26 protein-coding genes and 1 pseudogene are annotated in these 26,174 nt (G+C 44.8%); 17 read left to right on the forward strand and 10 right to left on the reverse strand.

The window, feature by feature from the left end:
- Positions 1 to 19: 19 nt before the first annotated feature.
- Both DN730_RS15905 and DN730_RS15910 read right to left on the reverse strand, forming a co-directional pair.
- The gene (locus DN730_RS15905; protein ID WP_342768193.1) at positions 20 to 1,351 is read right to left on the reverse strand and encodes a DEAD/DEAH box helicase; all 1,332 of its coding nucleotides are present in this window, start codon (positions 1,349 to 1,351) and stop codon (positions 20 to 22) included.
- Positions 1,352 to 1,417: 66 nt separating this feature from the next.
- Positions 1,418 to 1,954 (reverse strand): DUF1285 domain-containing protein, encoded by a 537-nt coding sequence (locus DN730_RS15910; protein WP_115469136.1) that lies wholly within the window; start codon positions 1,952 to 1,954, stop codon positions 1,418 to 1,420.
- A 160-nt stretch (positions 1,955 to 2,114) separates the two neighbouring features.
- Here DN730_RS15910 and DN730_RS15915 point away from each other — a divergent pair, with 160 nt between their 5' ends.
- Entirely contained in the window at positions 2,115 to 3,071 is a 957-nt protein-coding gene (locus tag DN730_RS15915) for a methylenetetrahydrofolate reductase (RefSeq protein ID WP_115469137.1), read from the forward strand.
- On the opposite strand, the gene DN730_RS15920 is transcribed toward DN730_RS15915, so the two are convergent.
- Positions 3,064 to 4,056: a glycosyltransferase family 9 protein gene (locus DN730_RS15920; protein ID WP_245957992.1), complete on the reverse strand. Its 993-nt coding sequence runs from the start codon at positions 4,054 to 4,056 to the stop codon at positions 3,064 to 3,066. The two genes, DN730_RS15915 and DN730_RS15920, sit on opposite strands and share 8 nt — an antisense overlap.
- Positions 4,057 to 4,197: 141 nt before the next feature.
- Between DN730_RS15920 and DN730_RS15925 the strand changes: the two genes are divergently transcribed.
- Both DN730_RS15925 and DN730_RS15930 read left to right on the forward strand, forming a co-directional pair.
- Positions 4,198 to 4,875 (forward strand): 3-deoxy-D-manno-octulosonic acid kinase, encoded by a 678-nt coding sequence (locus tag DN730_RS15925; RefSeq protein ID WP_158541229.1) that lies wholly within the window; start codon positions 4,198 to 4,200, stop codon positions 4,873 to 4,875.
- Entirely contained in the window at positions 4,868 to 5,794 is a 927-nt protein-coding gene (locus DN730_RS15930) for an LpxL/LpxP family acyltransferase (RefSeq protein WP_115469140.1), read from the forward strand. Before DN730_RS15925 ends, DN730_RS15930 begins: the two co-directional genes overlap by 8 nt.
- Before the next feature lie 44 nt (positions 5,795 to 5,838).
- On the opposite strand, the gene DN730_RS15935 is transcribed toward DN730_RS15930, so the two are convergent.
- The 5 genes from DN730_RS15935 to DN730_RS15955 form a co-directional block, all read right to left on the reverse strand.
- Entirely contained in the window at positions 5,839 to 8,196 is a 2,358-nt protein-coding gene (locus DN730_RS15935; protein WP_245957993.1) for a fatty acid cis/trans isomerase, read from the reverse strand.
- A gap of 128 nt (positions 8,197 to 8,324) precedes the next feature.
- Positions 8,325 to 8,924, reverse strand: a complete 600-nt coding sequence (locus DN730_RS15940) for a hypothetical protein (RefSeq protein ID WP_115469141.1) — start codon at positions 8,922 to 8,924, stop codon at positions 8,325 to 8,327.
- Between the two features lie 68 nt (positions 8,925 to 8,992).
- Positions 8,993 to 9,373: a YacL family protein gene (locus tag DN730_RS15945; protein ID WP_115469142.1), complete on the reverse strand. Its 381-nt coding sequence runs from the start codon at positions 9,371 to 9,373 to the stop codon at positions 8,993 to 8,995.
- An 11-nt stretch (positions 9,374 to 9,384) separates the two neighbouring features.
- Complete coding sequence (ylqF, locus tag DN730_RS15950) at positions 9,385 to 10,362, reverse strand: ribosome biogenesis GTPase YlqF (protein WP_115469143.1); 978 nt, start codon at positions 10,360 to 10,362, stop codon at positions 9,385 to 9,387.
- A 298-nt stretch (positions 10,363 to 10,660) separates the two neighbouring features.
- Positions 10,661 to 11,260, reverse strand: coding sequence for an acyl carrier protein phosphodiesterase (locus DN730_RS15955; RefSeq protein WP_115469144.1), 600 nt, complete (start codon positions 11,258 to 11,260; stop codon positions 10,661 to 10,663).
- A 106-nt stretch (positions 11,261 to 11,366) separates the two neighbouring features.
- Here DN730_RS15955 and dbpA point away from each other — a divergent pair, with 106 nt between their 5' ends.
- From dbpA to DN730_RS15990, 7 genes are all read left to right on the forward strand, one after another.
- Positions 11,367 to 12,752: an ATP-dependent RNA helicase DbpA gene (gene dbpA / locus DN730_RS15960; protein ID WP_115469166.1), complete on the forward strand. Its 1,386-nt coding sequence runs from the start codon at positions 11,367 to 11,369 to the stop codon at positions 12,750 to 12,752.
- A gap of 3 nt (positions 12,753 to 12,755) precedes the next feature.
- Positions 12,756 to 13,127 carry a VanZ family protein gene (locus DN730_RS15965; RefSeq protein WP_115469145.1) on the forward strand — a complete coding sequence of 124 codons (372 nt, stop codon included), beginning with the start codon at positions 12,756 to 12,758 and terminating at the stop codon, positions 13,125 to 13,127.
- 56 nt (positions 13,128 to 13,183) lie between these two features.
- Positions 13,184 to 14,458: a glycerate kinase type-2 family protein gene (locus DN730_RS15970; protein WP_115469146.1), complete on the forward strand. Its 1,275-nt coding sequence runs from the start codon at positions 13,184 to 13,186 to the stop codon at positions 14,456 to 14,458.
- A gap of 119 nt (positions 14,459 to 14,577) precedes the next feature.
- Positions 14,578 to 15,882: a guanine deaminase gene (gene guaD, locus DN730_RS15975; RefSeq protein ID WP_115469147.1), complete on the forward strand. Its 1,305-nt coding sequence runs from the start codon at positions 14,578 to 14,580 to the stop codon at positions 15,880 to 15,882.
- Positions 15,883 to 15,992: 110 nt separating this feature from the next.
- Positions 15,993 to 17,264, forward strand: coding sequence for a nitrate regulatory protein (locus DN730_RS15980; protein WP_115469148.1), 1,272 nt, complete (start codon positions 15,993 to 15,995; stop codon positions 17,262 to 17,264).
- A 306-nt stretch (positions 17,265 to 17,570) separates the two neighbouring features.
- On the forward strand, positions 17,571 to 18,431 hold the full coding sequence (locus DN730_RS15985) for a formate/nitrite transporter family protein (RefSeq protein ID WP_115469149.1): 861 nt from the start codon (positions 17,571 to 17,573) through the stop codon (positions 18,429 to 18,431).
- A gap of 89 nt (positions 18,432 to 18,520) precedes the next feature.
- Positions 18,521 to 20,257, forward strand: coding sequence for a bifunctional protein-serine/threonine kinase/phosphatase (locus tag DN730_RS15990; RefSeq protein WP_115469150.1), 1,737 nt, complete (start codon positions 18,521 to 18,523; stop codon positions 20,255 to 20,257).
- 11 nt (positions 20,258 to 20,268) lie between these two features.
- Here the strand turns inward: DN730_RS15990 and DN730_RS15995 are convergent, their stop codons facing one another.
- On the reverse strand, positions 20,269 to 20,790 hold the full coding sequence (locus DN730_RS15995; RefSeq protein WP_115469151.1) for a hypothetical protein: 522 nt from the start codon (positions 20,788 to 20,790) through the stop codon (positions 20,269 to 20,271).
- Between the two features lie 177 nt (positions 20,791 to 20,967).
- On the opposite strand from DN730_RS15995, the gene DN730_RS16000 reads away from it, so the two are divergent.
- The 5 genes from DN730_RS16000 to DN730_RS16020 all read left to right on the forward strand — a co-directional run bounded on the left by DN730_RS16000 (position 20,968) and on the right by DN730_RS16020 (position 24,082).
- Entirely contained in the window at positions 20,968 to 22,209 is a 1,242-nt protein-coding gene (locus DN730_RS16000; RefSeq protein WP_115469152.1) for a multidrug effflux MFS transporter, read from the forward strand.
- A gap of 65 nt (positions 22,210 to 22,274) precedes the next feature.
- Positions 22,275 to 22,778, forward strand: coding sequence for a GAF domain-containing protein (locus tag DN730_RS16005; protein WP_115469153.1), 504 nt, complete (start codon positions 22,275 to 22,277; stop codon positions 22,776 to 22,778).
- Positions 22,778 to 23,125, forward strand: a complete 348-nt coding sequence (locus DN730_RS16010) for a Fis family transcriptional regulator (RefSeq protein ID WP_115469154.1) — start codon at positions 22,778 to 22,780, stop codon at positions 23,123 to 23,125. The genes DN730_RS16005 and DN730_RS16010 overlap by 1 nt, the downstream gene beginning before the upstream one ends.
- Before the next feature lie 146 nt (positions 23,126 to 23,271).
- Positions 23,272 to 23,445 carry a DUF1328 domain-containing protein gene (locus DN730_RS16015; protein WP_115469155.1) on the forward strand — a complete coding sequence of 58 codons (174 nt, stop codon included), beginning with the start codon at positions 23,272 to 23,274 and terminating at the stop codon, positions 23,443 to 23,445.
- Between the two features lie 148 nt (positions 23,446 to 23,593).
- Positions 23,594 to 24,082 (forward strand): NYN domain-containing protein, encoded by a 489-nt coding sequence (locus DN730_RS16020; RefSeq protein WP_115469156.1) that lies wholly within the window; start codon positions 23,594 to 23,596, stop codon positions 24,080 to 24,082.
- 58 nt (positions 24,083 to 24,140) lie between these two features.
- Here the strand turns inward: DN730_RS16020 and DN730_RS16025 are convergent, their stop codons facing one another.
- A complete protein-coding gene (locus tag DN730_RS16025) occupies positions 24,141 to 25,454 on the reverse strand; it encodes a DEAD/DEAH box helicase (protein ID WP_115469157.1) in 1,314 nt (437 codons plus the stop codon).
- A gap of 195 nt (positions 25,455 to 25,649) precedes the next feature.
- Here DN730_RS16025 and DN730_RS16030 point away from each other — a divergent pair, with 195 nt between their 5' ends.
- Together DN730_RS16030 and DN730_RS16035 are read left to right on the forward strand one after the other, a co-directional pair.
- Positions 25,650 to 25,916, forward strand: a complete 267-nt coding sequence (locus tag DN730_RS16030) for a DUF5062 family protein (protein WP_115469158.1) — start codon at positions 25,650 to 25,652, stop codon at positions 25,914 to 25,916.
- A 92-nt stretch (positions 25,917 to 26,008) separates the two neighbouring features.
- Positions 26,009 to 26,174: pseudogene (locus DN730_RS16035) on the forward strand (helix-turn-helix domain-containing protein); the annotation flags it as partial.

Consider the following 26,174-nt stretch of genomic DNA (forward strand, 5'->3'; position numbering starts at 1 on the left):
TTCAACTCAAATACTGGTACTAGGGTTTGTTAGATTTTGTAGGTAACTTGAACGGTTCAAATCCTTGCTGATCGTTTTCATGAAATACGACTTTCTTACGTCCACTCGACCTCTTTGGTTTGGTCGTTTGCTTCGGTTTTTTATCTTTCTCTGGTTTATTCTTTTGTTTTTGCTGCGCACGCTTAGGCGCAATACCATTAAACGTTGGCTCAAGACCAGAGACAGTATCGAGCGGCAATGTTCTCTTTAAATACGCCTCAATCTCTTTAAAATTAAACCAATCTTTTGGTCCTACCAAAGAAACGGCGTCTCCCTTAAACCCTGCCCGACCGGTACGACCTGTACGATGCACAAACTCTTCAGCAGGTTTTGGTAAATCAAAATTAAAAACATGAGAAACTGAAGCAACATCTAACCCCCGGGAAGCTAAATCAGTACTCACCAATACCTTAAATTTACCACGAGAAAACGCTTCCATTACCTTTGAGCGAGCACTTTGGGTCATATCTCCGTTCAAACTTTCAGCGTCAACTCCCCATCCAGCCAAAAGCTCTGCCAAACGGACAGTGTCTTGTTTCGTCGCAGTGAAGATGATTGCCTGTTTTATCTCAAAAGACTCTAAAAAATGCTGCAACAATGCTTGTTTGTGATCTAAATGGTCACATAAATATACATGCTGGCTAATATCCTGATGCTCATCAATGCCATGCCCTACCGCTACACGCGCAGGTTCTCGTAACAACTCCTGTGCGATATCATTCACTTCCGCGTCATCAAGTGTTGCAGAGAAAAAAAGCGTCTGGCGTCGACGATGGCTCGCAGCCTGATCAATAGCTTTAAGATCCTGAGAAAAACCTAGATCTAACATTCGGTCGGCTTCATCAAGAATGAGTAGCTCTAGTCCATCCAAAAATACATGACGCTGCTTGAGGTGATCTGCCATACGACCAGGCGTTGCCACTACAAAATGCGGATCTTTTTGAAAGTCTTTATGTTGATCATTGAAGTTCTCACCGCCCAAAATTAATACCGACGAGAACCTACTTCCCGCGATCAGGGTTCGAAGCGTTGAGAAAACCTGTTTCGCCAACTCACGAGTAGGCACCAGTATCAACACTCTTGGATCTCGTTTTGACAGAGACTTACGGGTGTACAAGCGATGAATAGCCGGAAGTAAGTACGCTAACGTCTTGCCCGAGCCAGTTTTCGACGACGCCAGCAAATCTTTACCCGCCATTGCCTCCGGAATGGCTCGCGCCTGAATCTCAGTCGCTTGCTCAAAGCCAAAGTGGCTGAAAGACTTCATTAATCGGCTATCTAACTCAAACTCAGAAAATAACAATCGCTTCACCTTACACTCGTAGTTTTTCAATCCTGCATTATAACGTAGCAATAAGGTTTAAAAATACAAAAAACCTTAACGGTCGACCAAAACCCCAAGTGTGTGCTCAATGCCGGCACTTTGAATGACCAGCTCGTCGTTTTTTAGCACGCCCTCTTCAATTAACTGGTAATACACATTTCGATGAAAGCTTGCCCACATGTTATATCTGACCGATACATAGGGCAGTAACTCACCCCGACATTCAAACAGCCGCATTTGACAATCCTCTCCTAACACAAGAACGTCATTGGTTCGAGTTACGAATCTAATGATCGCCACGCCAGCCTCATTTTCTTCTTGGGTATATTGAATAATATGGAAAGGCGCATCCTCGACTCTAATCCGAACTTTCTCAGATGGCGTAACTAGAAAATATTCATCCCCTTCGCGCCATAAAATCCGACTAAACAAAACCACCAGCTTCTCTCGCTTAATGACACTTCCTTCATGTACCCAATCCCCACGGGACGTAATAGTCAAATCCATGTCACCACAAAATGGCGGAGACCACGTTGCTACGGGTGGATACCCTTGCGCATTCTCTACCGGGCCTAGGTTGATATTCGCCATAACGCACTCCTAAACGGTTACCGGATTAACGCCACTCACTTTAACATTAATAAAATTCAAATCAGAACAGAAGATCTTGAAATACATTCACTGTTAAACTTAGTTCATCGATTAGTAACGAAGGCATCAACTCCAAGCCTTCATAATATGAGTCCCCACCATGACGACTGAATTATCACGCAAATTCGAAGATCCAAATCGAGGTGTGTATTTTATTGGCACAACACCTCCAAAAAGCTCAATCGACGATGACAAATTAAATGAAATAGGTCAAAAGCTTTTGGACCGCTTGGGTCAAATTGAAGTAGATGGGTTAATCGTCTACGACATCCAAGACGAAAGTAGTCGAATATCTAAGCCACGCCCATTTCCATATATGGAAACACACGATCCGCGAGCTTGGTCTAAACGCTTACAGCAGCTAGCCATTAAGCCTGTCATCACCTATAAAAGCGTGTCTTCTAGATCAGCAAAAGAGTTTGATCAATGGCTCAATTCTGCTTGGGATGAATATGGTATTCGCGACATTGTGCTGGTTGGCGCACCTTCGTCTGACGGCCAAATAGTCTTGCCCTTGTCGAAAGCGTATCAAACATTGGCCCAAAACGAGCACGCATTTAACTTAGGTGGCGTTACCATAGCAGAGCGTCATGCACAAAAAGGCGATGAACATTTACGCCTCATAAACAAAACGATTTCAGGTTGTGATTTTTTTGTTTCTCAAGCGGTCTATAACCCGCAAGCAACACTAGACATGCTCAGTCAATATGCTCGCGCGTGCCGTGATAAGGGCGAAGAACCAAAACGCGTTATTTTGACTTTTACACCATGCGGTAGCATCAAAACACTTGAGTTTATGGAGTGGCTCGGCATTTCTGTTCCCGATGCAACGAAACATCGCATCATGGACGCTGAATCTCCGCTAGACGAATCCATTAAAATTTGTCGGTCAGCCTTAGAGCAAATCATTGAAGTAGCGCTACCACTGGGAATTCCGCTCGGCCTTAATATCGAAAGTCTTACCAACCGTAAAGAAGAGATCGACGCGTCTATCAACCTCTATAAACTACTCAAAGCAACGCTCGATTTGAAGCTTGCTGAGCAAAACCTCATATAAGAGATCGGACCTGAGCAATCACTTGTTCACAAGTGATTGCCTTCATCGCATCAGCAGAATGCACACGTGTTGCCCAAGGCAATTCAGATACGGGCTTGCCATACTCCTTTTCAGCCATTTGCTCGTAAACACTCACCACTTTATCTAGATCACAATACGGGCCCGTACGTTTTGGATTGGAATGGGCATAGAGCCCGACGACCGTTGCACCAACAATCGTAGCCATGTGGGCAGGGCCCGTATCAGGGCTTATAACTAATTTTGCGGATGCCAAGATCGACATCATCTCCGGCAAAGATGTCTGCCCTACTAAGTTCTCTACTCCTGAAGTGGTCAACATACTGGCTAATTGCTTCTCTGCTGCACTTCCGCCACCTGTGAGTATGACGCGCTGCCCATTGGACACGAGCCAATCAATCAGCTCTCTGTAACCTTCTTCAGTCCAGTTGCGCTCCGCTTTCGATGCACTTGGGTTCAGCACTACATAATCTCCACAAACACGAGATTCTGGAAGATTCAGCGGCAAAGGTAATTCAATCGATGAAACACCAATACGCGCCGACACCGAAAGAAAAGAATCCAATACATGTGCGCGGGCGGGTTGTTCACCATAATCATTCACAAACCAATGTTGTTTCTCTCGAGAAATGCTCGGATGAAAGCCAATTCGGCGTTTAGCAGGGATCATACGACTCACAAAGCTTGCGCGAATTGACCATTGCAAATGCAAAAGCACGTCAAATTTGTCACCCACAAAAGACCGCTTCAGCGCCCACATTCCTTTCCAACCTTGCTTCTTATCAAAAATGCACACCTTCACATTAGGCAAAAGCTTCACTATTTGTGCTTCAAGAGGTCCAGTAATCCAAGTTATGGACGCGTCTGGATACTCTTTTTGCACAGCGTGCACAACCGCCATTGCGTGACAAACATCTCCAATTGCTGATAATCGCAAAATTGCAATACTCTTTATTGTCTTATCCATTTGCATCTCTGGGGCTGTTTAATAATGGCAATTATTATAAAATACTCGCTTCGTAAAATGTCCCCTTATAGTAGACATCTCATTCATTTTTTATAAATTAGCCTCATGCCAAGCATCCATCCGACCGCGTCAAGTGACATTGTGTTTATAAGCCCAACTTTTAAGGGTGTTTCAAGAGAATGGTTCAGCCCAGAGCATTGGGAGCAAGAAGACAAACTAACCCGAACAGCTACCGGCCGTGGCACAGTATGGTTTGTCGAAACCCCTTCCGCTACGGCTGTATTACGCCAGTATCGTCGCGGCGGCCTAATCGCTAAAGTGAACAAGTTTAAGTTTCTATCTCAACCATTGCAGTCAACCCGAGTGTATCTAGAGCTAACCTTACTTGAAAAACTACAACAATTAGGATTACCAGCCCCAAAGCCAATAGGTGGCATGCTCAGAAGAGAAGGACTCTTTTACGAAGCTTGGCTAATGACGGAAATGATCCCCAACTCAGCTGATCTGAATGAAATTTTGAGCACATCTCAGCTTGACGAAGCTACTTGGGTTTCAATTGGACAGACAATACGCGAGTTTCATCAAAAAGGGATCTATCACAGTGACCTCAACTGCCACAACATTATGCTTGATGACCAAAACAAGGTTTGGTTAATTGACTTTGACAAATGCAGTCAGCGCATCCCTAATCCATCGTGGCAAAAAAAGAACCTCGACAGACTGTTACGCTCATTCAAAAAAGAACAGTTAAAAAATCCCGCATTTTCTGCCAATGATACGACTTGGCAATGGCTGCTAAACGGTTATGAAAATGGCTAAAAAATCGACCTTAGATGCTTCAATCCGCCCTTTACTAGCACTTAAATATTGGCCCTCGTGGTTGGGGCTGGGGGTTGCCGCGGGCATAAGCTATTTACCTTTATCTGGCCAGCACATGTTAGGCAAACAACTTGGTACCGTCATGTTCCACTGCGCCAAACGGCGCCGTCACATCGCTGACACAAACCTCAAAATCTGTTATCCAACTCTAACAGAGGAAGAACGTGTAGACCTTACTAAGCGCCACTTCCAAAGCATGGGGAAAGGTTTTTTTGAAACATTCTGCAGCTGGTTTCAACCACCTGAAAAATTTCAAAGCGCCACAACTTTTGAGGGGCAAGATGTCGTAGATAAATTATTATCCCAAAAAAAAGGCTGCATCCTAATTGGTGGGCATTTCTCGTCAATTGACCTTTGCGGCACGTTATTAGCAGGGCATATCCCAGTTCACCCGATATACAAGCTACAAAGCAACCCTGTCGTCAATTGGGTCATGGAACATAAGCGCAAAGCAGTTTATGAAAAAACGATTGAGCGCTCCAATATGAGAGAAGTGCTCAAGTCTCTCAAGCATAATCGTATTGTTTGGTATGCAATGGACCAAGACTACGGCCGTAGCCATTCTGTTTTTGCACCATTTTTCAATCGCGAATGCGCTACTATCTCTGCCATTACGCGTATCGCAAAACTAACTGGCGCTCCCATCATGGCATTTGACTACGCAAGGGTAGGCAAAACCTTCTCGCTTCGCCTGATAGAAATGAAAGATTTCCCTCTTGATGATGACATAGCGGCCGCGAAAGCTATGAATGGCTTAATTGAGCAATTTATAGCGCCTAAGAAAGAGCAGTACTTTTGGACTCATAGGCGCTTTAAAACTCAAAAAAATGAAAACACACCATCGCCGTATGATCGATAAAAAAGGAGCGTTAAACGCTCCTTATAAACACGGCACCTACTGTACTATCGATTTTCCAGACGATTGTAGTCCAATATACCGCTGGCTTTAGGCTCCAGTGTCTTGTTGACACGCGCGATTTCATCACTCACCTGCCAAAACATCGGATCGGTCCGGCGTACACCGTATTGAGCTAAAAGATTGCCATAATCGGCCTCAGATGAAAGACGTGAAATAGCGTCTGCGAAGGCTGGAATCTCCTCTTCACGCACTTTTAACAGCACATTTGGGTGGTCGCCAACGACACCGTTGGTAATCACCAACGTATCTTCTTCGGGTACTAAAAACGCCTCCTCATCAAGCAAACTGCTAATATTCAAATGCGCTCGATTGTGAACGATACTCATCAGTGCTTGAGATTCCCCATTCCGCTCCACTAACAGCAACGCCAGATCAGGGAAATGGGCAACCGAACGACCTTGTAGTCGCTGTATAGACTTGAGTGATTCTTTCGTCGACTTATGGAGATTAGCTTGGTCAATGTCATGTTTATGCACTAAGATCGAATCAAGGCGATTGGCGAGTATTCCATATAGCTCGCCCTTATAATCTCCTGTCTTGTATTGAATATCACTGTCTACATCCGCTTTGATTAAATCACTAAAGATGTAATCTTTAATCGTATCATTGGCATCCCGATACCAGTAATTACGAATCTTTGAGCGCTCATCTTTGGGAATAAGCATCAAAAAATTCATTTCCCCTTCCATGCGTAGAAAATCCATATACAAGCGCGTAATCAACTGATGACCGACGTTGCCATACACATCAAAACCAGCAACCAATAAATAATGAATACGCTCCAATAATGGATAGTCGATGATCCAAGCAGTTTTAGGCGCTGGACCTACCAACCCCTTCTCAACGGATGCGTTATCGAAATGTCGGAATACGGTCAACGCGGCATTTTGATTAACACCGTCGCCAGACCACACTGCGCGCGCATCCAAGCTATTCCCTTGAGCGACCGCTTCTTTGTAAAGCTTTGCCTTTGCAGATAGGTACTGTTTTTGTTTATCGGCGTATGAAATCCATGAACTAACAGGAAGTGCATTACTGCTTTGAGAAGCAGGTAACTCTAATGCTGAAGCATTATCTATCAGGAATTGACTACCAATATTATGCAGCTCTAGGTCTGGGTTTGTGAAAAATACCCAGAACTGTTCATTGATCACATTGACGGCTACCTGCCCTCTGCAAACAGGCCCCTTTATGAACGACATAATAGTATTTTGAGCATGATCTAATAAGAAACGGTATCGACTATTCGCTGGAATAGGAGCAAACGCCTTGAAAGGATTGCTTGCCGTTTCTCGCTGATAGCTTGCTAGCTTTTCAACAGTGTAATCCGTTTCGTAGAACCATTTGTGCCAGCGCTGATAACGAGCCTCATCCATACGCATCGGTATAAATGTTTTTTGAACACGACTCTCTGGGTCCAACCACAACCGGTAATAAACTCGCTCTACGCCTGGTTCGTCATAAGGCCTTCTCGTCACAATTCGTTTAATGGGTTCACCTGGTGGCGTACTTGATCGGACTAACCTGAAGGCATACTTCGCTTCTTCATCAAAATACAGACTGTACAGATAAATGTGCTCATAGATATAGCGATTCACCATTCTCGCTTTTAGCGAATCTTGGTTAAGCCGCTTCTCCCATTTCGCAATCTCTGAAACGATCTTATCAGGCACATTGCTCGGGGCGCCCATGGGAGCACCTTTTGCTAACCAAGACGTTAAAATGTTGTACTCTTGAGTCGTCAGCTCCGGCAGCCCATATGGCATTCCCCATGAAGCATGAGCAGTTGAAAAGTCTCCGTATTCTTCAACTGCGGGGCACTGCTCATCTCGGTTTAAGCTGAAGTCGTATTGATTCGCAGGCAAAACTTGGGAGTTAAATTCACCTTGGGCTTTTCTTAGAGCAATAGCGCGATAGAGAACACTGCCCTGCAAATTAGCGGCGGGGCTTTGTTCACGTTCATTTAATATTGGATAGAACCCTTTTTGACGCCACTCTTCGGTGGTATCAGCATCTTCAAACAAGCGTGTCGGGGAGGCCGCCAATAGACGTGTCCCTTCATACACTTTCAATTTACTTCCACCACGCTCAATCCCGGCTGGCGCCGTTAATTTAATCTGACAGGGAGCGTCGTAGCACGCGTGACAATTTACACAGCGATTGTCTAATATTGGCTTAACTTGATTTTGATAAAAATCTGCTTCAGTAACCGTTTGGTTAAGTGCTGCTCTGTTTGAAACATCCGACTCCCCAAATGTCTCATCCAAATCGCGTGTCGCGTAGACCGCACATCCTGAAGCGATTACTAACACTGCGATTAGCAGCCACTTTGTTATTTTCATTCCCTGCTCCCTACGACACTCTGGAATGCGTTTGTTACTCAATTAATTGAGGTTATGCATTTATCTTATACAAAAAAAAGAGGGGAAAGATAGCATCTTCCCCCTCTTCAATTAAATAATCTTTACGATCAATCAGCTCGAACAGCTGGTTCCTCATCGTCGTAGTCTGCCAACTCGTAGGAATCATCTCCCATGTCTTCATTCGCTAACAACAATGCATCTTCGTAGGCTCCACCAAACTCGATACGAGTAATGTCGTACAAGTCATACTCAAATGTCTCGTCAAACCAACGTGCATCAGAACCGATTTCCTCAAGTTCGAATGTTGTTGCATCAGCTCGAACGACGCGGCCAATTTCACATCCATCTGGGTCAACTTCTTCACGATGCAATGTGACAAGCCCGTATTCTTCACTAATGTCAACAAGCAATACGGCTAGGTCGTCCAGATCAACCTCAGGATCTTCGACTTCCTCATCGCGCAGTTCAAGAACTCGCTTTTGGAAATCATTAAACGGAGCCGGATGCATAAAGTCACTAATGTCTTCCAAAAATAAGATCTGGTAGCCATTTAAATGAACGCTATCATCAACTAACTGTAACAGAACCATTTCTTCATTGGCTGCAATCACAAACCCATCTGTCCAGTTATCTGGTCCGTCGATATCTTCGCGAAAGATACGTACAACATTCTTACGCGTGCGGGCTTTTTCCAATTCAATGAGCATAATGGCTCCTACGGGACATCATTAATAAAACAGTGGCTAGTGTAAACGCTGGCTAGCGGCGGGACAACTTATTGCTGTACTTCATGCCAATTTTCAAGCAGGTCAATGAGATCATCGAGACCACATTCAGCTTGGACACCATCATTTGACGCTTGAAAGAAACCATTTTGCGTATCAAACATCGCTTTTATTTCATCTTCAACTTGGCTCATATCGATACGACGACTGACGGCAACCCCTTCAGCACTGATCGCGACTTCGAATACACCATGCTGAAACACAGAAGATTCTTCTTTACTTTCCGCTAATAAAACTGCTTGCCAAACGCGCTGCAGTGTCTCTTTATCAGCCAGATATTCACTTACCCATTCGGCAATAGCCGCGAATTCAACATCCGCATAGACGCGATATACGCCTTCTTCTTGATCAAATGCTATTTCATAATCCATAGAGCACACCCTCACTCTTCACTGTCGCGCGCATCACGCTGATTGCGGTAGTCAACATTTTGCTGCTGTTGGCGCTGAGGTATAGCCGCTTTCAATCGAGCTTGCCGAGCCGCTTCTTTTGCAGCTTTCACCTCTTCTACTTTAACCCATTCACTTGCTACCATTTCAGGGGTTTCCATTACATAGGGCCCAAACGCGCCGCTTCGCACATCAGCCAAAAATACTTCTGCCGCTTTGTGCATATCGATTTTGCCGCCTGCACGCAAAGCACCGCGTTTTGAACCAATAATCTCTAAAGTTTCAAACGCATCGACAGGTGCTTTTTTCAGTTTGTAGCGGGCGATTATTGCGTCCGTGTAATCCGCAATAAAAAATTTCAATCCAACCAACGCAACATCTTCATAATCAATCGCTGTATCTCGCACAGCACCAGTAACGGCTAGTCGATAACTCGCATCTGGATTTTCAATTTTAGGCCAAAGAATACCCGGCGTGTCCAGAATCTGAAAACCATCATTGACGCGCAGTTTCTGCTGCGCTTTTGTGACCGCAGGCTCATTACCGACTTTGGCTACACGTTTACCGAGCAAGGCATTCATTAAACTTGATTTGCCCACATTAGGTATACCTGCAATCATCGCTCGGATCGGTTTTTCTGCGGAGCCTCTGTGAGGCACAAGCTTTTGCACCCATGAGGATAACTTGGCTAAATCTGATTTATCGGTTGTACTAAACGGGTAGGCTGTAATCTGATCGGCCTCTTGCCAATGCTCTAACCACAATGTCACCCTGCTTGAATCAGCAAGATCTTTTTTATTCAGAAGCCTTAAGACAGGCACATCGCCTCGTAGTGTCGTCAACATTGGATTCTGACTAGAATCAGGAATGCGTGCATCAAGCACCTCAATCACCAAATCGACTTGAGTCATGACTTGCTCGATTTCGCGGCGAGCTTTGTTCATATGTCCAGGAAACCATTGAACGCTCACGATTCACCTCTTTCTTAGCTGTCAAATTTTGGCGCGCAGTCTACCATAAAGTTTAGATAACTAGGCTAAAAACTCTGCTTTCGCCCGGTTTATTTCATTCCTTACCAAGTTTTTGATGTTTGAAATATCAATCGAGCATAAATAGCTGATTTGGGTCAACGCGTTATTTCCGCATCACCGTATACTGATAAGCATCCCAATCAACCTGAGCACTTAAACAGTGCGAGGTTTTGCTCGGGTGTTCTCTCGATCGGGCTCTTGCCCCTTTAGGCCGTCTTGGAAACAAGGCGGCTTTTCTTTATTTTTTTACTTGACCTGTATCTAGCGCTGCCGCAGCCGCGCAGGCATTTTCTAAAACTTCTGGGTAGAGTAAGAGAAAAGGTTGCTTCGCCTGCTCGATAAGCAAATCCAATTCGCCTATGAAAGGATCCAAGAATCTTCCCAATGACCAGCGTTTTTGGATCGAACGAATTGCCCTCTCAACGCCCTCTTTGGTCCCCAAGCCAGCAAGCCAATTACGCTCTTCAAGTGAAGAGATCATCTTTTGCAATCGCTCAGGACATAAATGCTTGTCTTGACCCAAGGATGCCACCACCCGATGCGAAAATAACTCAAATGAATCGGTTGAAAAACGCTCCCAATAGCACACTAACCAATAGTCCATCACGATGTCTTGAATTATGCCTGCGAAGCGACGACGGCCAGCCCTGGGCAAGCCCTTAAAGCGCTCGGTGATAGGATGTGCATCAACAAACGTATCAACCGCTTGATGCAGCTGCCACCCCTTATACAATGCTAAGTGTGATGGGTCTATTTGCCATTTGAAGTCCCCTAATAAACTGCCGGCATACGATGTTTCCGTAATGTCGGCAATATGTAGATGCGCAATATAATTCAAATCATCCTCTTTTCAAGTTAACGCAGTAGAAAGCATACATGCAGATAGTGACCATAGAGAAAATTTGTTAGTATTCAGCCCAAACTTTCATCTATTGGATATCCTTTTGAACACAACCACCCCAGATTTTGCAGGCATCGAGTTACCAGACAAACTTTCTCAACTTTTAATGGATATGGGCATAACAGCGTTTAGCCCCATTCAGAAACAAGCACTACCGATTGCTTTGACTGGTCACGATATCACCGCCCAGGCGCAAACAGGTAGCGGCAAGACTCTTGCCTTTGCAATCAGTTTAGTCATGCAACTGAATGCGCGCTATTTTGGCTGCCAAAGTCTTGTGTTGTGCCCTACTCGTGAATTAGCGGACCAAGTTGCAAAAGAAATTCGCAAAGTCGCTCGTTACCGTGAAAACATCAAAGTCCTCACGCTATGTGGCGGCATGCCGTTTGGCCCACAAATCGCGTCTCTTGAACACGGCGCTCACATCGTCGTAGGGACTCCAGGCCGAATCATGGAGCATATTCGTAAAGGTAACTTAGATTTAAGTGGGTTGAACTCTTTAGTACTCGATGAAGCGGACCGCATGTTGGACATGGGGTTTATTGATTCGATCCGCGACATAGTGGCAACTACTCCAGAGCGACGTCAAACGATGCTGTTTTCTGCTACCTACAGCGACAACATCGCAAACATAAGCAAAGAGTTTCAGCGCACCCCAACATTTATCGAAGTAAAAGTTGAAGCAGAATCTCGCCCTAATATTGATCAATACTTTGTTCGCGCCAGCAATAATGAAAAACCACGCGCACTGCTTGATACTCTAGGACATTTTGAGCCACGCCAAGTGATCGTGTTTTGTAACACCAAAGTAGAATGTGACGACGTTGCGGAATGGCTAAACGATAACAATGTCAGTGCACTCGCGATTCATGGGGACTTTGAGCAGAAGCAACGTGACCAAGTGCTCGTTCGCTTTGCCAATAAAAGCTGCTCAGTCCTTGTGGCCACAGATGTTGCCGCCCGAGGTATCGACGTAAAAGAAATCGACTTGATTATCAACTATGACACTACCCGTGATATTGATGTTCATACACACCGAATTGGCCGTACTGGACGAGCGGGCGCTACTGGAATGGCTGTGAGTTTTATTACACCGAAAGATGACTACAAACTCACAGAAATCGTCAAGCGTTTTGATATCACTCCAGAATTCCCGGACATGAATCAATGCCCCAGTAGTTACGCATTACAACCAGATGTTGCTACGATCGCTTTTGATGCAGGTAAAAAAAATAAGTTACGGGCTGGGGACATTCTTGGTGCATTAACGGCGGGCTTAGGGCTAGAAAAGAGAGCGGTCGGTAAAATCGATATTTTCGACTTTCAAGCCTATGTCGCGATAGACAAACACCAAGCTAAACAGGTAGTGAAACAACTTGCGAACAAAAAAATCAAAGGTCGTTCTATCAAAACTCGGATCCTGAGATAAATTATGCATCGTTTTAATTGGGTATTTAGTCACCATACCCAATTCCTCGGCTTTGCTTTTGGCGCTCTACTTATCAGTGCCGCGACTCTAACACCGGCGGACCATTTACCGCCGGTGTCTGGCAGCGACAAATTACATCATATAATTGGTTTTGGCGGCTGGGCACTGATGTGCATGTTTGGCCCCAGCAAACGATTCTTTCTATTTTTAGCCATCATCATTGCTTGGGGTGGCGCTATTGAGCTTATCCAACCTTATGTCAATCGCTATGGCGAATGGTTAGATTTTTATGCAGATGCCTTCGGTGCTCTATTAACCATTCCCTTACACTTACTTATGAGACGCTTTTGTCAGCGTGGTATAGATACTGCATAAAGCTTATGTATCTGGCATTTTAAGCGTTTCGCTTAAAGTAGTAAGGGAGAATAATTATGACCAGCTCAATCACCGCTAACGCGCAACTCTTGCACTCGTTATTTGAAGCAGCATTGGACGTTGCACAACCTCAACGGTGCGTGCCCAAATACATCCCCGCTCCGTGTGCTGGACGAACCATCGTAATCGGAGCAGGCAAAGCTTCAGCCGCTATGGCCCAATCATTTGAAAAGAATTTTGACGGTGAACTCACTGGGCTCGTGGTCACTCGCTATGGCTATGCCGTTCCTTGCGAGCGCATCAAGATAGTCGAAGCCGCACACCCTGTACCAGATGAAAACGGATTGCAAGCTGCTAAGGACATTTTAGAACTCGTCTCAAACTTGTCTGAGAAAGACCATGTTGTTGTACTGATTTCTGGTGGCGGTTCAGCACTCATGCCGTTGCCTTACGACGAAATCTCCCTTGAAGACAAACAGGCAATCAATAGCGCGTTGCTAAAATGCGGTGCCAACATTATAGAAATGAATACAGTGCGTCGACATTTATCACAGATCAAAGGTGGGCGCTTAGCCGCCGCATGTTATCCGGCTAAAGTGACATCACTTTTGATTTCTGACGTCCCAGGCGACGATTTACCCGCTATTGCGTCAGGCCCCACCGTTGCGGACGTAACAACATGTGCAGACGCCCTAGCGGTCATAGATAAATACAATATTGATATTTCTGATCAAGTGCGAGTCAAATTGCAAAATGGCGAATACGAGAGCATTAAACCAGACGATCCAAGACTTGATCGCTGCGAAACAAAGCTCATCGCAACGCCACAACTGGCTCTCGAAGCCGCTGCTAAGCGCGCAAAAGCACTGGGAATAAATAGCTTAATATTAGGGGATAGTATCGAAGGAGAGGCCAAGGAGGTAGGCAAAGTCATGGCTGGCATCGCCCGTCAAGTCCGTACCTTTTCACAGCCCATAAAGCCACCATGCATTCTTCTTTCTGGCGGGGAAACAACCGTCACTCTCAAAGGCGATGGGGTGGGTGGTCGAAATGTAGAATTCCTACTATCCCTTGCTATTGAGCTCCAAGGTCAACCAGGGGTCTCCGCTATCGCCTGCGATACTGATGGAGTAGATGGCGGTGCCGAAATAGCGGGCGCAATCATCACGGAGCACACTCTAAACGACGCATATCAAAAGGGAATGGTCCCATTCGACTTCTTACAAAACAATGATGCGCACACCTTCTTTCAGAGCATTGGCCAATCTGTCATCACGGGCCCGACCTTAACTAATGTTAATGATTTTCGAGCCATTTTCATTGACGGCTAGTAAAAAGATCAGACTAAGGCAATATGCCTGTTTTCTAAACGAGAATATTGCCTTAATATAACCAATCGGTCAAACTTTCACATTTATCCACTGATATACCTCATTTAACGGATCTTTACATGAATCAGGAATTTGCTTGGCGCTCAGCTATCATGCATTGCATCGCCGACCCAACAGATGTAGGCCCAGATAACGCTTACGAATATTATGAAGACGGTTTACTCGTGGTGGAAAATGGCCGCATAAAGGCGCTCGGCAATGCCTCAGACTTGTTATTTAGCCTGAACGCTGACACTCCGATTGAACATCACCCAAACGCTCTGATTACACCGGGTTTTATCGACACACACATCCACTTTCCTCAAGCCGATATGATCGCCTCGTACGGCGAACAGCTGTTAGATTGGCTCAACAATTATACGTTTCCAGAAGAGCAAAAGTTTGCCGATGCGGACTACGCAAATGACGTAGCAGAGCGTTTTTTGAAAGAGTTACTACGCAATGGAACGACCACTGCGCTCGTGTTTGGGACGGTACATAAAACATCAGTTGAGGCATTTTTCACACAAGCGCAGCGGTTTGATTTGCGCATGATTTGCGGCAAAGTCATGATGGATCGCCACGCACCCGACTACTTAACCGATACTCCCGATAGTAGCTACAGCGATTCAAAAGCACTGATTGAAAAATGGCACCAAAATGGTCGACTGCATTACGCGGTTACACCTAGATTTGCGCCAACCTCAAGTAGTGAACAATTGCACAAAGCGGGACAGCTATTACAAGAATACGAAGAGCTATATTTGCATACACACTTGTCTGAGAATCAGAAGGAGTGCGAATGGGTACATGATTTGTTCCCTGAGAGTAAACACTATTTAGATGTGTACGATCATCACCAATTACTCTCTGAGCGATCAGTATTTGCCCACGGCATTCATTTATGTGACCTCGAATATGAACGCTTACACGAGACTGGCTCAGCCATTGCCTTTTGTCCGACGTCTAATTTATTCCTTGGAAGCGGCCTCTTCAATCTTGCCAAAGCTGAGCAACACAAAGTCAATGTCGGAGTCGGGACTGACGTAGGTGGAGGGACAAGCTTCTCTATGTTCGCCACTCTTAGTGAAGCCTATAAAGTGACTCAATTAAGAGGCGAGAACCTTAATCCTATTAAGTCTTTTTATATGGCAACGCTAGGCGGCGCAAAGGCACTTAAATTACAAGACAAGGTGGGTAATTTAGCTGTGGGCAGTGAAGCCGACTTTATTATCATCGATAAGCAAGCAACGCCGCTCCTCACTACTCGACTTCAGCGCTCGTCGACTATCCAAGATACCCTGTTTGCACTCATGGTTCTAGGCGATGACCGCGCTATTCAAGCCACTTATGCAGCAGGACGCTGCGTTCACCGACGTCAATAAAACCCAGCCATAACACCTCACCTTTTGTCTATATAGTGGGGTGTCTTATAACTAAACTGGAATAAAGTTTGCTTGGATATCTACGTCCACTCATTACAAAGCGGCTTTATATGACACACACCTCCAACGCGGAAAGCTTTTTACTCGCTGCCAAGCGATCCGAAATCAATGCTCTCCACCATTTAATGCTAAGCTCAAAATTGGTCATAGTTGTTTCGAACATCATCCACGAATTACAAAAAGAACGCGGACTTTCGAACTGTTATCTTGTTTCAGAAGGACAGCGCCTCGCGTCTGAGTACGCAGAAGCAATGGAGGCAACGAATGCATTACTGCAAACTTTTCAGCAAACCTTGGGTACGCTAGATCTTGAGCATTGCGGCTCCTCTACCACTAGACTGTATAACTCCCTTGCCTATGCCCTTCACACCCTCGAAGGATTACCAAACATACGTTCATCTATAGCGTCTTGCAGTCTGTCCGCAACGGAAAACACTAAGTTCTTCAATCATCTCATCGCCGGGCTGCTGACTGTTATATTCGAAGCGGCAGACGTTTCTAACGACCCTGACATCACACGAATATTAGTCGCTCTTTTTAATTTTCTACAAGGCAAAGAATATGCTGGACAAGAGCGCGCGTGGGGCGTAATTGGGTTTACAACTGGTACGTTTTCAAATAGCAGCAGAGAACAAATCAAAGCATTACAAGATGCTCAACAAAACTGCCTAGATATTTTTAGTGAATTCTCGACAATCTTACCCGCAGCACAATTACGCCAACTTGAGTCGAATGAAGCAACGTCTGAGTTACAGCGCATGCGCCAACTGATCGCGCGATTTCGCAGTGGAGACTCGTTACCCACCTCAATCGGGGAAGTTTGGTTTCAGGCTGCCTCCGCACGCATTGACAGTATGTTAGATATCGCCAACCAACTAACGCACGAACTAGAACAGCTGTGCCAAAGTAAACTGAGTCAAGCCGAGGAAGAATTGCGTCTACACGAAGAGCACCTTGTCTTACTTGCAAGTTATGAAGAGCCTCCGATGTCTGCTCTAACAGCCATGGATACCCAGAGTAAAGATACGTCTATTAACCTATCTAGGGGGGTACATATTAAACTTGCGGGGTCGATTTATGAGTTAGTCCAACGTCAATCCGAGCATTTACGCCAAGTGAGTGAAGAGCTCGCTTCTGCGAAGCAGACACTTAATGAGCGCAAGTTAATTGAAAAAGCAAAAGGCATTTTAATGATGTCTCAACATGTCTCCGAAGAAGACGCGTATAAGCAACTACGACAAGCTGCAATGACGGGAAACAAACGAATCATCGATATCGCTGAAAATATAATCAGTGTCGCTAGCATGCTGAAATCCAAATAAGTTTTGAGCCGATACAGTGCGCTTACACATTTTTTGCACCATATAGAATCAACTGCACTGACGAAAACGCGATAAACCACCAAGAAACAAGCAAATAATAAGTGGCACACAATTTGCTTAATCATTAATAACGAAAACCATCGTAGGTTTCGTTAGCGAATTTGGACAATGGCGTCCACGAGCTTTCTGAATGCAGATTGCTCGTGGGCGCTTTTTTTTGCCTAGTCAATCTGACAAGAATAAACACAATAATGGATGTAAGTGGCAGGCACAGTAACCTCTAACAGAGTCATAGGAGATACAACCATGTCTTATTTAATGCCTTCCGAGTTTGCAACCAAAATGGTTGATGCAGGTGAAGAAAAAATTTATATGTCTACTAAAGACACGTTGATTCGTGCCTTTATGGCAGGCGCCATACTTGCTCTAGCAGCAGTATTTGCCATTACCGTTGCTATGAAAAGTGGCTCTCCTATCCTAGGGGCTTGCTTGTTCCCTGTTGGCTTCATCATGCTATACCTAATGAAGTTCGACTTGCTTACTGGGGTATTCACTTTAGTTCCTTTAGCGCTAATTGATAAACGTCCTGGCTGTAATATGAGCCAACTCATGCGCAACTGGGGACTCGTGTTTCTTGGCAATCTCGGTGGTGCTTTAACTGTCGCGGTAATGATCTCTTTCATTTTGACATATGGCTATAACACAGACGGCGGGGCACTCGCTGCTAAGGTCGCGACCATTGGTGAATCTCGTACAGTTGGGTACGCAGCACATGGCATTGATGGATGGTTAACTATCTTTATCCGTGGAATGCTGTGTAATTGGATGGTATCCATGGGTGTTGTAGGCGCAATGATTTCCACATCAGCAACAGGAAAAATGGCGGCTATGTGGATGCCGATCATGCTGTTCTTCTTTATGGGATTCGAGCATTCCATCGTGAACATGTTCTTATTCCCATTCTCCATGATCATGGGCGGTGATTTCACTGTGATGGACTACATTATCTGGAATGAGCTGCCAACAGCGTTGGGCAACTTAGCTGGTGGATTCCTGTTTGTCGGGCTACCGCTTTACTACACCCACGTTAAACAAGGCTCTAAACGCAGCCTTTCTGCCGAAGCAGAGCCAACCCAAGCTCAAGTAGAAGCCAAAGCGACATTCTAAGTCATTCGAAAACAGCAAACGATTTTGCGTTCCCATCTTTGCGGTACTCACTCACGAGTACCGCATTTTTATTGGAGCAAACTACCTCAATGAGCCAAGCACTCGATATTACAATCGGACAATTTTCTTCCGCCGGATTAAAACTTGTTAACCAAGACAGTCATGGTGTTAATGTCCCAGAAAGAAGACTGTTAAATAACAAAGGGCTTGCTCTAGCCATTGCCGACGGCATCAGTTCAAGCGATGTTAGTCAAATCGCAAGCGCCGCTGCGGTTCAAGGCTTTCTTTCTGATTACTTTTGCACATCGGACGCGTGGTCGGTTAAAACCTCTGCGCATAAAGTATTGCAGTCGCTTAATACCTGGCTCTACGCGCAATCTAGGCACAATCAATTAACGGGTAATCTAAATCGTGGGTACGTCTGCACATTCAGCGCCTTGGTTATTAAATCATCGACTGCGCATATATTTCATACTGGCGACTCTCGAATCTATCACTGCAGTGAAGGCCAGTGGGAACAATTGACCAATGACCATCGATATTACACTTCCTCTACTCAAAGCCATTTAACCCGCGCGCTTGGAATAGGACCTCAATTAGAATTCGACTATCGAACTCTAACTGTAAAATTAGGCGATATTTTTATTCTAGCGACGGATGGCGTCTACGAGTACATTACTCACAATGATGTCACAAAAGCGCTTAACTCAGAGGAAGATTACGAACTTGTCGCACAACATTTAGCAAACCTCGCACTTGAGCGAGGCTGCAACGACAACCTCACAATACAAATTGCTAAAATAGAACAACTGCCGACGCTAAATGAGACGGAAGTACTTAATCAGGTACGCGAGCTTCCCTTTCCTCCCGAATTAATGCCTCGAACAATTCTGGATGGTTACGAAGTACTGCGCCAACTTTACGCCAGTCCCAGAAGCCATGTTTACCTTGTAAGAGATGTGGCAACACAACAAACCGCTGTATTAAAAACGCCATCTATTGATAAAAAAGAAGATGTGGATTATTTAGAACGCTTTCTACTTGAGGAATGGATCGCCCGACGTATCACCAGCGCGCACGTTATAAAGCCGCTTGAGCATCAACGTCGGCCAGCCTACCTTTACGTGGTCTCGGAATATATTGACGGTATCACCCTGACGCAATGGATGCGAGATAACCCAAAGCCTGCTTTAACCGACGTGAGAAACATTGCTCAGCAGATCGCGCGCGGCTTGCGAGCTTTTCATCGTTTAGAAATGTTGCATCAAGATTTAAAACCGGACAACATTATGATCGATGTACATGGTACCGTTAAGATCATTGATTTTGGTTCCACTTACGTTGCCGGCCTGAATAACACGGATCTATCACGTGAGCGTCTCCCGATTTTGGGCACAGCACAGTACACTGCCCCTGAGTATTTCATTGGTAAGACAGCCAATGCTTCAGCAGATGTGTTTTCCTTAGGTATCATTGTCTATCAAATGCTGACGGGGCGCTTGCCCTACGGGGTGGATATTATCAAAACAAGTACTCCTAAAGATCAATCTCGACTTAGAATGCAGCCTATCAATCAGTTAAGTGACACTCAGCGCGTTCCGCATTGGGTAGATGAAACAATTAAAAAAGCTCTAACTATTGATCCGCAACGACGCTATCAAGATGTAGATGAGTTCATCTATGATCTCCATCACCCCAACAGATCTCTAATCGAACCCACACGACAACCTTTACTGCAGCGTAATCCGTTAAAATTTTGGCAGTCGACAACGGCGATTCTCAGTATTGTTTGCCTATTACTTAGTTATTGGTTGATTACCCGATAACACTCGTGCGGTTACGGGAATAGCCGCACAATACCTGATCTACCAGCCATGTCACCAAGCACCCAAATTTTCTCAAATGGATGATCATCTGGTACATCTATATGGCTTCCCTGGGTTTTGACATCGGCAGCACTCCATAATGGGTGCGCATTTCTAATGACGAGCCATACTCGCTCAGTACTGTAGGTTTTTTTAGATTTGCCTAACAAAATTCGATTAAGCGCTTTAAGCAATCGGTCATCGACCGCCTCTTGATCCAACGCATGAAGCTCATTTCTCGTGGCATCAGTGAGTGAGCGCCCTAGAATAGACATGGCTTCAGCCTCGGACCCATAGAGATGCGCGATTTCCAAATCTAATCGCCTATCCTCAAACATGCATGAAACATCAGGTCGGGATGGCTCATTGTGCCAAATATGGCGAATAGGCTTCCCTGTGTTCTGTTCATAACAGCGCATGAACAGCTTTGCTGCCTCATGTTCCAACTCAATTTTTTCTCGTTGACTAGGATGTAACTCGCTCGTGTCTAACATCAACACACTCCCTACATAGGCGCTATTCTATTTATCGCTCACTCAAACTAGTTCTACCACGCTTTCTCTTTTAGTTCACATTGTCCCTGCTTCGATTCGGCAAACAATACATATAATGACGTCCTATTAGGAAAATCTGCGCTCACACACCAGCGCCTCTAACCTCAGGAAAATGTCATGTCAGCTCAACCTCAATCTCGCCATTCTGGCATGGGGCCAAAAGAATTCACCATACTTGTCGCCATGCTGATGTCTGTTGTGGCCATCACAATAGATGCATTACTCCCTGCCCTAGGGGTTATAGGCCAAGCACTTGATGTGACAGACCCAAACCGACCACAACTGCTAATCGGATTAATATTTTTAGGCATGGCAATTGGTCAACTTGTCGCAGGCCCGATGTCTGACGCATTAGGTCGCAAACCCATTCTTTACACTGGTTTTCTATTTTACTTTGTAGGGACCGTTGCATGCAGTCAAGCCGATACACTTGAAGCGCTAATGGTCGGGCGATTTATTCAAGGCTTGGGCGTTGCAGGCCCTTATATCGCTGCGATCTCCCTAGTTAGAGATATTTTCAGTGGCGCTAAAATGGCTCGCACTATGTCACTGGTCATGATGATTTTCGTATTAGTCCCAGCATTGGCCCCGTCGATTGGTCAGGCCGTTATGCTTATGTCTGGCTGGCGGGCCATATTTGTCATGTATTTGTTCTACGGCGCGGTACTGGCAATATGGATTACACTACGGTTAAAAGAGACATTACCTAAATCTGAACGTATTCCCCTCACAGCCAAAGGATTCAAAGACGGCTTTAAAGAAGTTCTCACTAATCGACAAACCGCAGGCTACACATTATGCATGGGACTATTCTTTGGCAGCTTTATGGGCTACCTAAATTCGTCGCAGCAGATCTTTCAAGTGCAGTTTGATACGGGCGTGATGTTCAGTGTCTACTTTGGAATACTAGCTCTGGTTCTAGGCGTGTCGTCTCTGGTCAATTCCCGCATTGTTGAAAAGCATGGCATGCGTGTAATCGCGATTCGCGCAATTTTCGTCATCGTTATTGCGTCCGTTATCTTTTTAGTGATGCACGCAATCGTCGATATCCAACTGTGGATGTTTATGATCTATGCCAGCATTCTATTTTTCTGCTTTGGATTACTCTTTGGCAACGTCAATTCGTTAGCGATGGAGCCTATGGGGCATGTTGCTGGTATCGCTTCAGCAGTTATCGGATCTGTTTCCGCTATCATGTCTATGGGAATCGGGACTATCATTGGACAGTTGTACAACAATACTCTCGTACCGTTATCTACTGGTTTCGCAATACTTGGTACCATTGCATTATTTATTATGATTTGGGTAGAGCGGGGCCAATCGAATGACGATGTAGAAACTGACCCTGCGACGATATAATTCCCTGAGACCAATTAAGAGCGCTGCCCGCGCTCTTTTTATCTCCCATACTTTTAAGGCCCTTTATGTTTACAATCGATATAGATGAGACACTATCTGCGCGCGATTTTTATTTTGAGCTGAATAACCAGCTCGACGCATTGTTATCTGGCGAGCGTGATTTGATCTGTAATGCAGCGCAATTCTCGGCATTCATCATGCAAACATTACCGAATTTAAACTGGGCAGGATTATACTTCGTCCGCCAAGAAGAACTTGTACTTGGCCCTTATGTGGGCAAGGTCGCATGCACTCGAATTCCCTTTAGTAAAGGTGTTTGCGGTGCTGCAGCACGTTCAGGAAAGATTCAGAAGATAAACGATGTTCACATAATCGAAGATCATATTGCCTGTGATGCAGCATCTAACGCAGAGCTAGTATTGCCCATCATCGTTGATGGAAAAATAAAAGCCGTTTTTGACATCGATAGCCCCTTAAAAAATCGATTTAGCGATGAAGATCAGCACGGTATAGCAATGCTTGTAGAAACCTTTACTTCTAGCTCAGATTGGAATTGGCAGATTCTTTAATGCGAAAGAGCGACAAAAAGATTGAAAAACAATTGAGAGACGGGCTAACAAACGTCTGTGATCATCTTCTAGATCAGGCATTAGGTTTTGAATGGATTACCCATACTGTTAATTTCAACCGCTTCCCCAATAGTTTGAGAATCATCTGTATCTTTAACTCAAAGAACGCCGAAGAAAGCTTTCGTCATTCTCCCCACTGCTCAGATCTTTTAGCCGTGATCAATCATCAACTTCAACAACAAGGGTTATCCATAACACTGACGGCAACGCAATTGCATTTTGATAACGAAGAGTCATGCCAACTTCATCATCAAGGAAACTGGTCTGCGAGACTATCCTCTCATTGACCCAAAAGCGTCTTAGTCACCAACACATTCTTTACAATGCTCCTTATAACTCCTAAAACGTGCCATATTTCCTGCGCCAATACGCCATCAATAGCGCCTATCATTTTTAGCACTAATTTTTAAAAAAGTTTACAAGGAGAGCAATTATGTTGGGTTGGACGTTGATTTTTTTAGTGGTCGCACTGTTGGCAGGAGCACTAGGTTTCACAACGATTGCGGGCGCAAGTTTTGGTATAGCCAAAATACTATTCTTTATTTTCTTGGTGTTGATGGTCATTTCAGTTGTTATGCATGTCGTGAAAGGCAAAAAGCCTCTTTAGTACACCAGAAGAAAACACTTAGTAACCAAAAGCCCGTCAACTCGACGGGCTTTTGTATGGGTATTACTCGCGCTTAACCCGAATTTAGAGGATGATATCGCCTAACATCTAGAGCGAAACCTCAGCATCTTTAACTACCGAGCAACCTATGTCCTCCGAAAAAGAAAAAGTTCTATTTTTAGTAGACATACAAAATGCCTACTACACCACCCGCTCAGTATTTCAATGTCATCTTGATTACAATCAACTATGGAGAGAAGTCGGACAAGATCGCGTGATTAGCCATGCTTTTGCCTACGCTATTGATCGTGGCGACAAAAAGCAGCAAGAATTTCAGAACATCCTCCGTGCAATTGGTTTTAACATTAAACTGAAACCTTACATTCAGCGCGCAGATGGCTCTGCAAAAGGAGATTGGGATGTCGGAATCACAATCGATGCGCTTGAGTATGCAAAATGGGTCGATACTATTGTGCTGGTTTCTGGGGACGGAGACTTTGATCTGCTTGCAAAAACACTTAGGGAAAATCATGGCAAGCGTGTAGAGGTCTATGGTGTTCAAAAGCTCACGGCGGCATCGCTCATAAACGCCGCCGATCAGTTTATCCCAATCGAGGGAGCCTTATTACTTCTATGAAAGCCTTGGCTGAAATAATTGCTAACACTTTCAAATATAGACAGGCAAGAACCAACGATCAGCTATTCGTAACCTTTACTGCAGCCTTCGGTCGGCGCCTAGGTGTGTTACTACGACGTTCACTGCCGGGTGATGACGAATTGTGCGGGGCGTTGCCTCGAGTTGCGCCATCACTACGATTTTTCTTAGGCTTCTTCGGCTTCACTGGACGTGTGTCTAACTTTGATTGAGGCAGCGGGTCTGTTGGCTCGAACCCCTTCTCTACTTTTCGCGTAAGCAACTCACCGATCAACCGCTCAATCGCAAATAACTCTTTGATGTCTTCATGACACACAAAAGACACAGCATGACCTGTCGCACCAGCACGGCCAGTACGTCCGATACGGTGGACATAGTCCTCTGGAACTTTAGGCAGATCAAAGTTAACCACATTAGGTAGCTGATCAATATCGATACCGCGAGCGGCGATATCCGTGGCAACCAACGCTTGAATCGCACCCGATTTAAAGTCTGCTAATGCCTTTGTCCTAGCGCCTTGACCTTTATTACCATGTATTGCCGCAGCTTTAATTCCTTTGCTGTCTAACATTTTGGTAATGCGGTTGGCACCGTGTTTAGTTTTAGAAAAAACCAGAACTTGATCCCAACCTTCATTTTTAATCAGATGAATCAATAGTCGAGTTTTATCAGCTTTATTCACTTCATAAATAGTCTGAGAAATCAGCTTCACAGTAGTATTCGGCGGCGCAACCGAAACTTCGACTGGATTGTGTACCAATCGATTGGCTAGATCTTTAATTGGATCAGAAAACGTCGCTGAAAATAATAAGGTCTGACGCTTAGGTGGTAATAAAGCCATAATCCGTTTTAGGTCGTGAATGAACCCCATGTCGAGCATACGGTCCGCCTCATCTAACACCAACACTTCTAAATGATTCAACTTGAGCGCATTTTGGTTATGCAGATCTAACAACCGTCCAGGTGTCGCAACCAAGACATCCACGCCACTACGCAAACGCATCATCTGAGGGTTTACCTTTACTCCACCGTACACAACGGTACTTTTAAGTGGTAAATGTTCACTGTATTGTTCAACGTTATCAGCAACTTGCTGAGCAAGCTCTCTCGTCGGCGTAAGAATAAGAGCTCTGACTTGATTATTTTGTGCCTTTGGACCTGCTAATAGATTTTGCAGAATTGGTAAAGTGAAACCTGCCGTTTTACCGGTACCCGTCTGAGCTGCAGCCATTAAGTCTTTTCCCGTTAGCACAACTGGAATCGCTTGCTGTTGGATCGGGCTAGGTTCTGTGTATCCTTTTTCAGATAGTGCTTTTAAGATACGTGCGTCTAAACCAAGGGACTCAAAACTCATGAAGGGTACTCAATAGATAATAAAGGCGCGAAGCTTAACCTTTATAGCAAAGATTAGCGATGCATTTCGCTTATCTAACCGCAATTGGACAAGAAGATGACTCGATGTGATCAATGCCATCGACTCGTCAGATACTTTTGATTGTTGAGGGAGTCAATTTTCAGCTAGACTAAAGCAACGATCACGGAGGTGACGATGAAAAAACTGAAAAATGAAGCGCAATTGGTCAAAAAAGCCCTACAAGTTGGGGAGTCTTACGCAAAGAATCGGGGTTATGCAGAGTTCTCTCGAACAACATCTGCCAATGCTAAAATTGAAGCCCTCTACCGACTTTTGGTTAAGGACAATTTAGTGGTTGCACTCCCACCTGATAAAGAAGATATTCCGAGCATGAAGCATAAACTCGCAATATGGATAGATAAAATGTTACCCGCGGATCACGAACTCAAACAGGTAAGCTAAAAAGCCAACTTTGGTAAAAGTTGGCTTTTTACATATTAGTGCCCCGTCCTAAATAAGGTTGTCACTTTTCAATACAACAATTGGAGAGTGCAATGACCACAACATCTAAGCGTACACAGTGTAATTATTCCCTTGCCTTTAAATTGGCTGTTGTTGATCAAGTAGAAAAAGGCGAGCTGACCTACAAACAAGCTCAAAATAAATACGGTATACAAGGCCGTTCTACAGTTTTAGTTTGGCTTCGAAAGCATGGTCGGC

The sequence above is a fragment of the Marinomonas piezotolerans genome, from assembly GCF_003362755.1.
Lineage (GTDB): Bacteria > Pseudomonadota > Gammaproteobacteria > Pseudomonadales > Marinomonadaceae > Marinomonas > Marinomonas piezotolerans.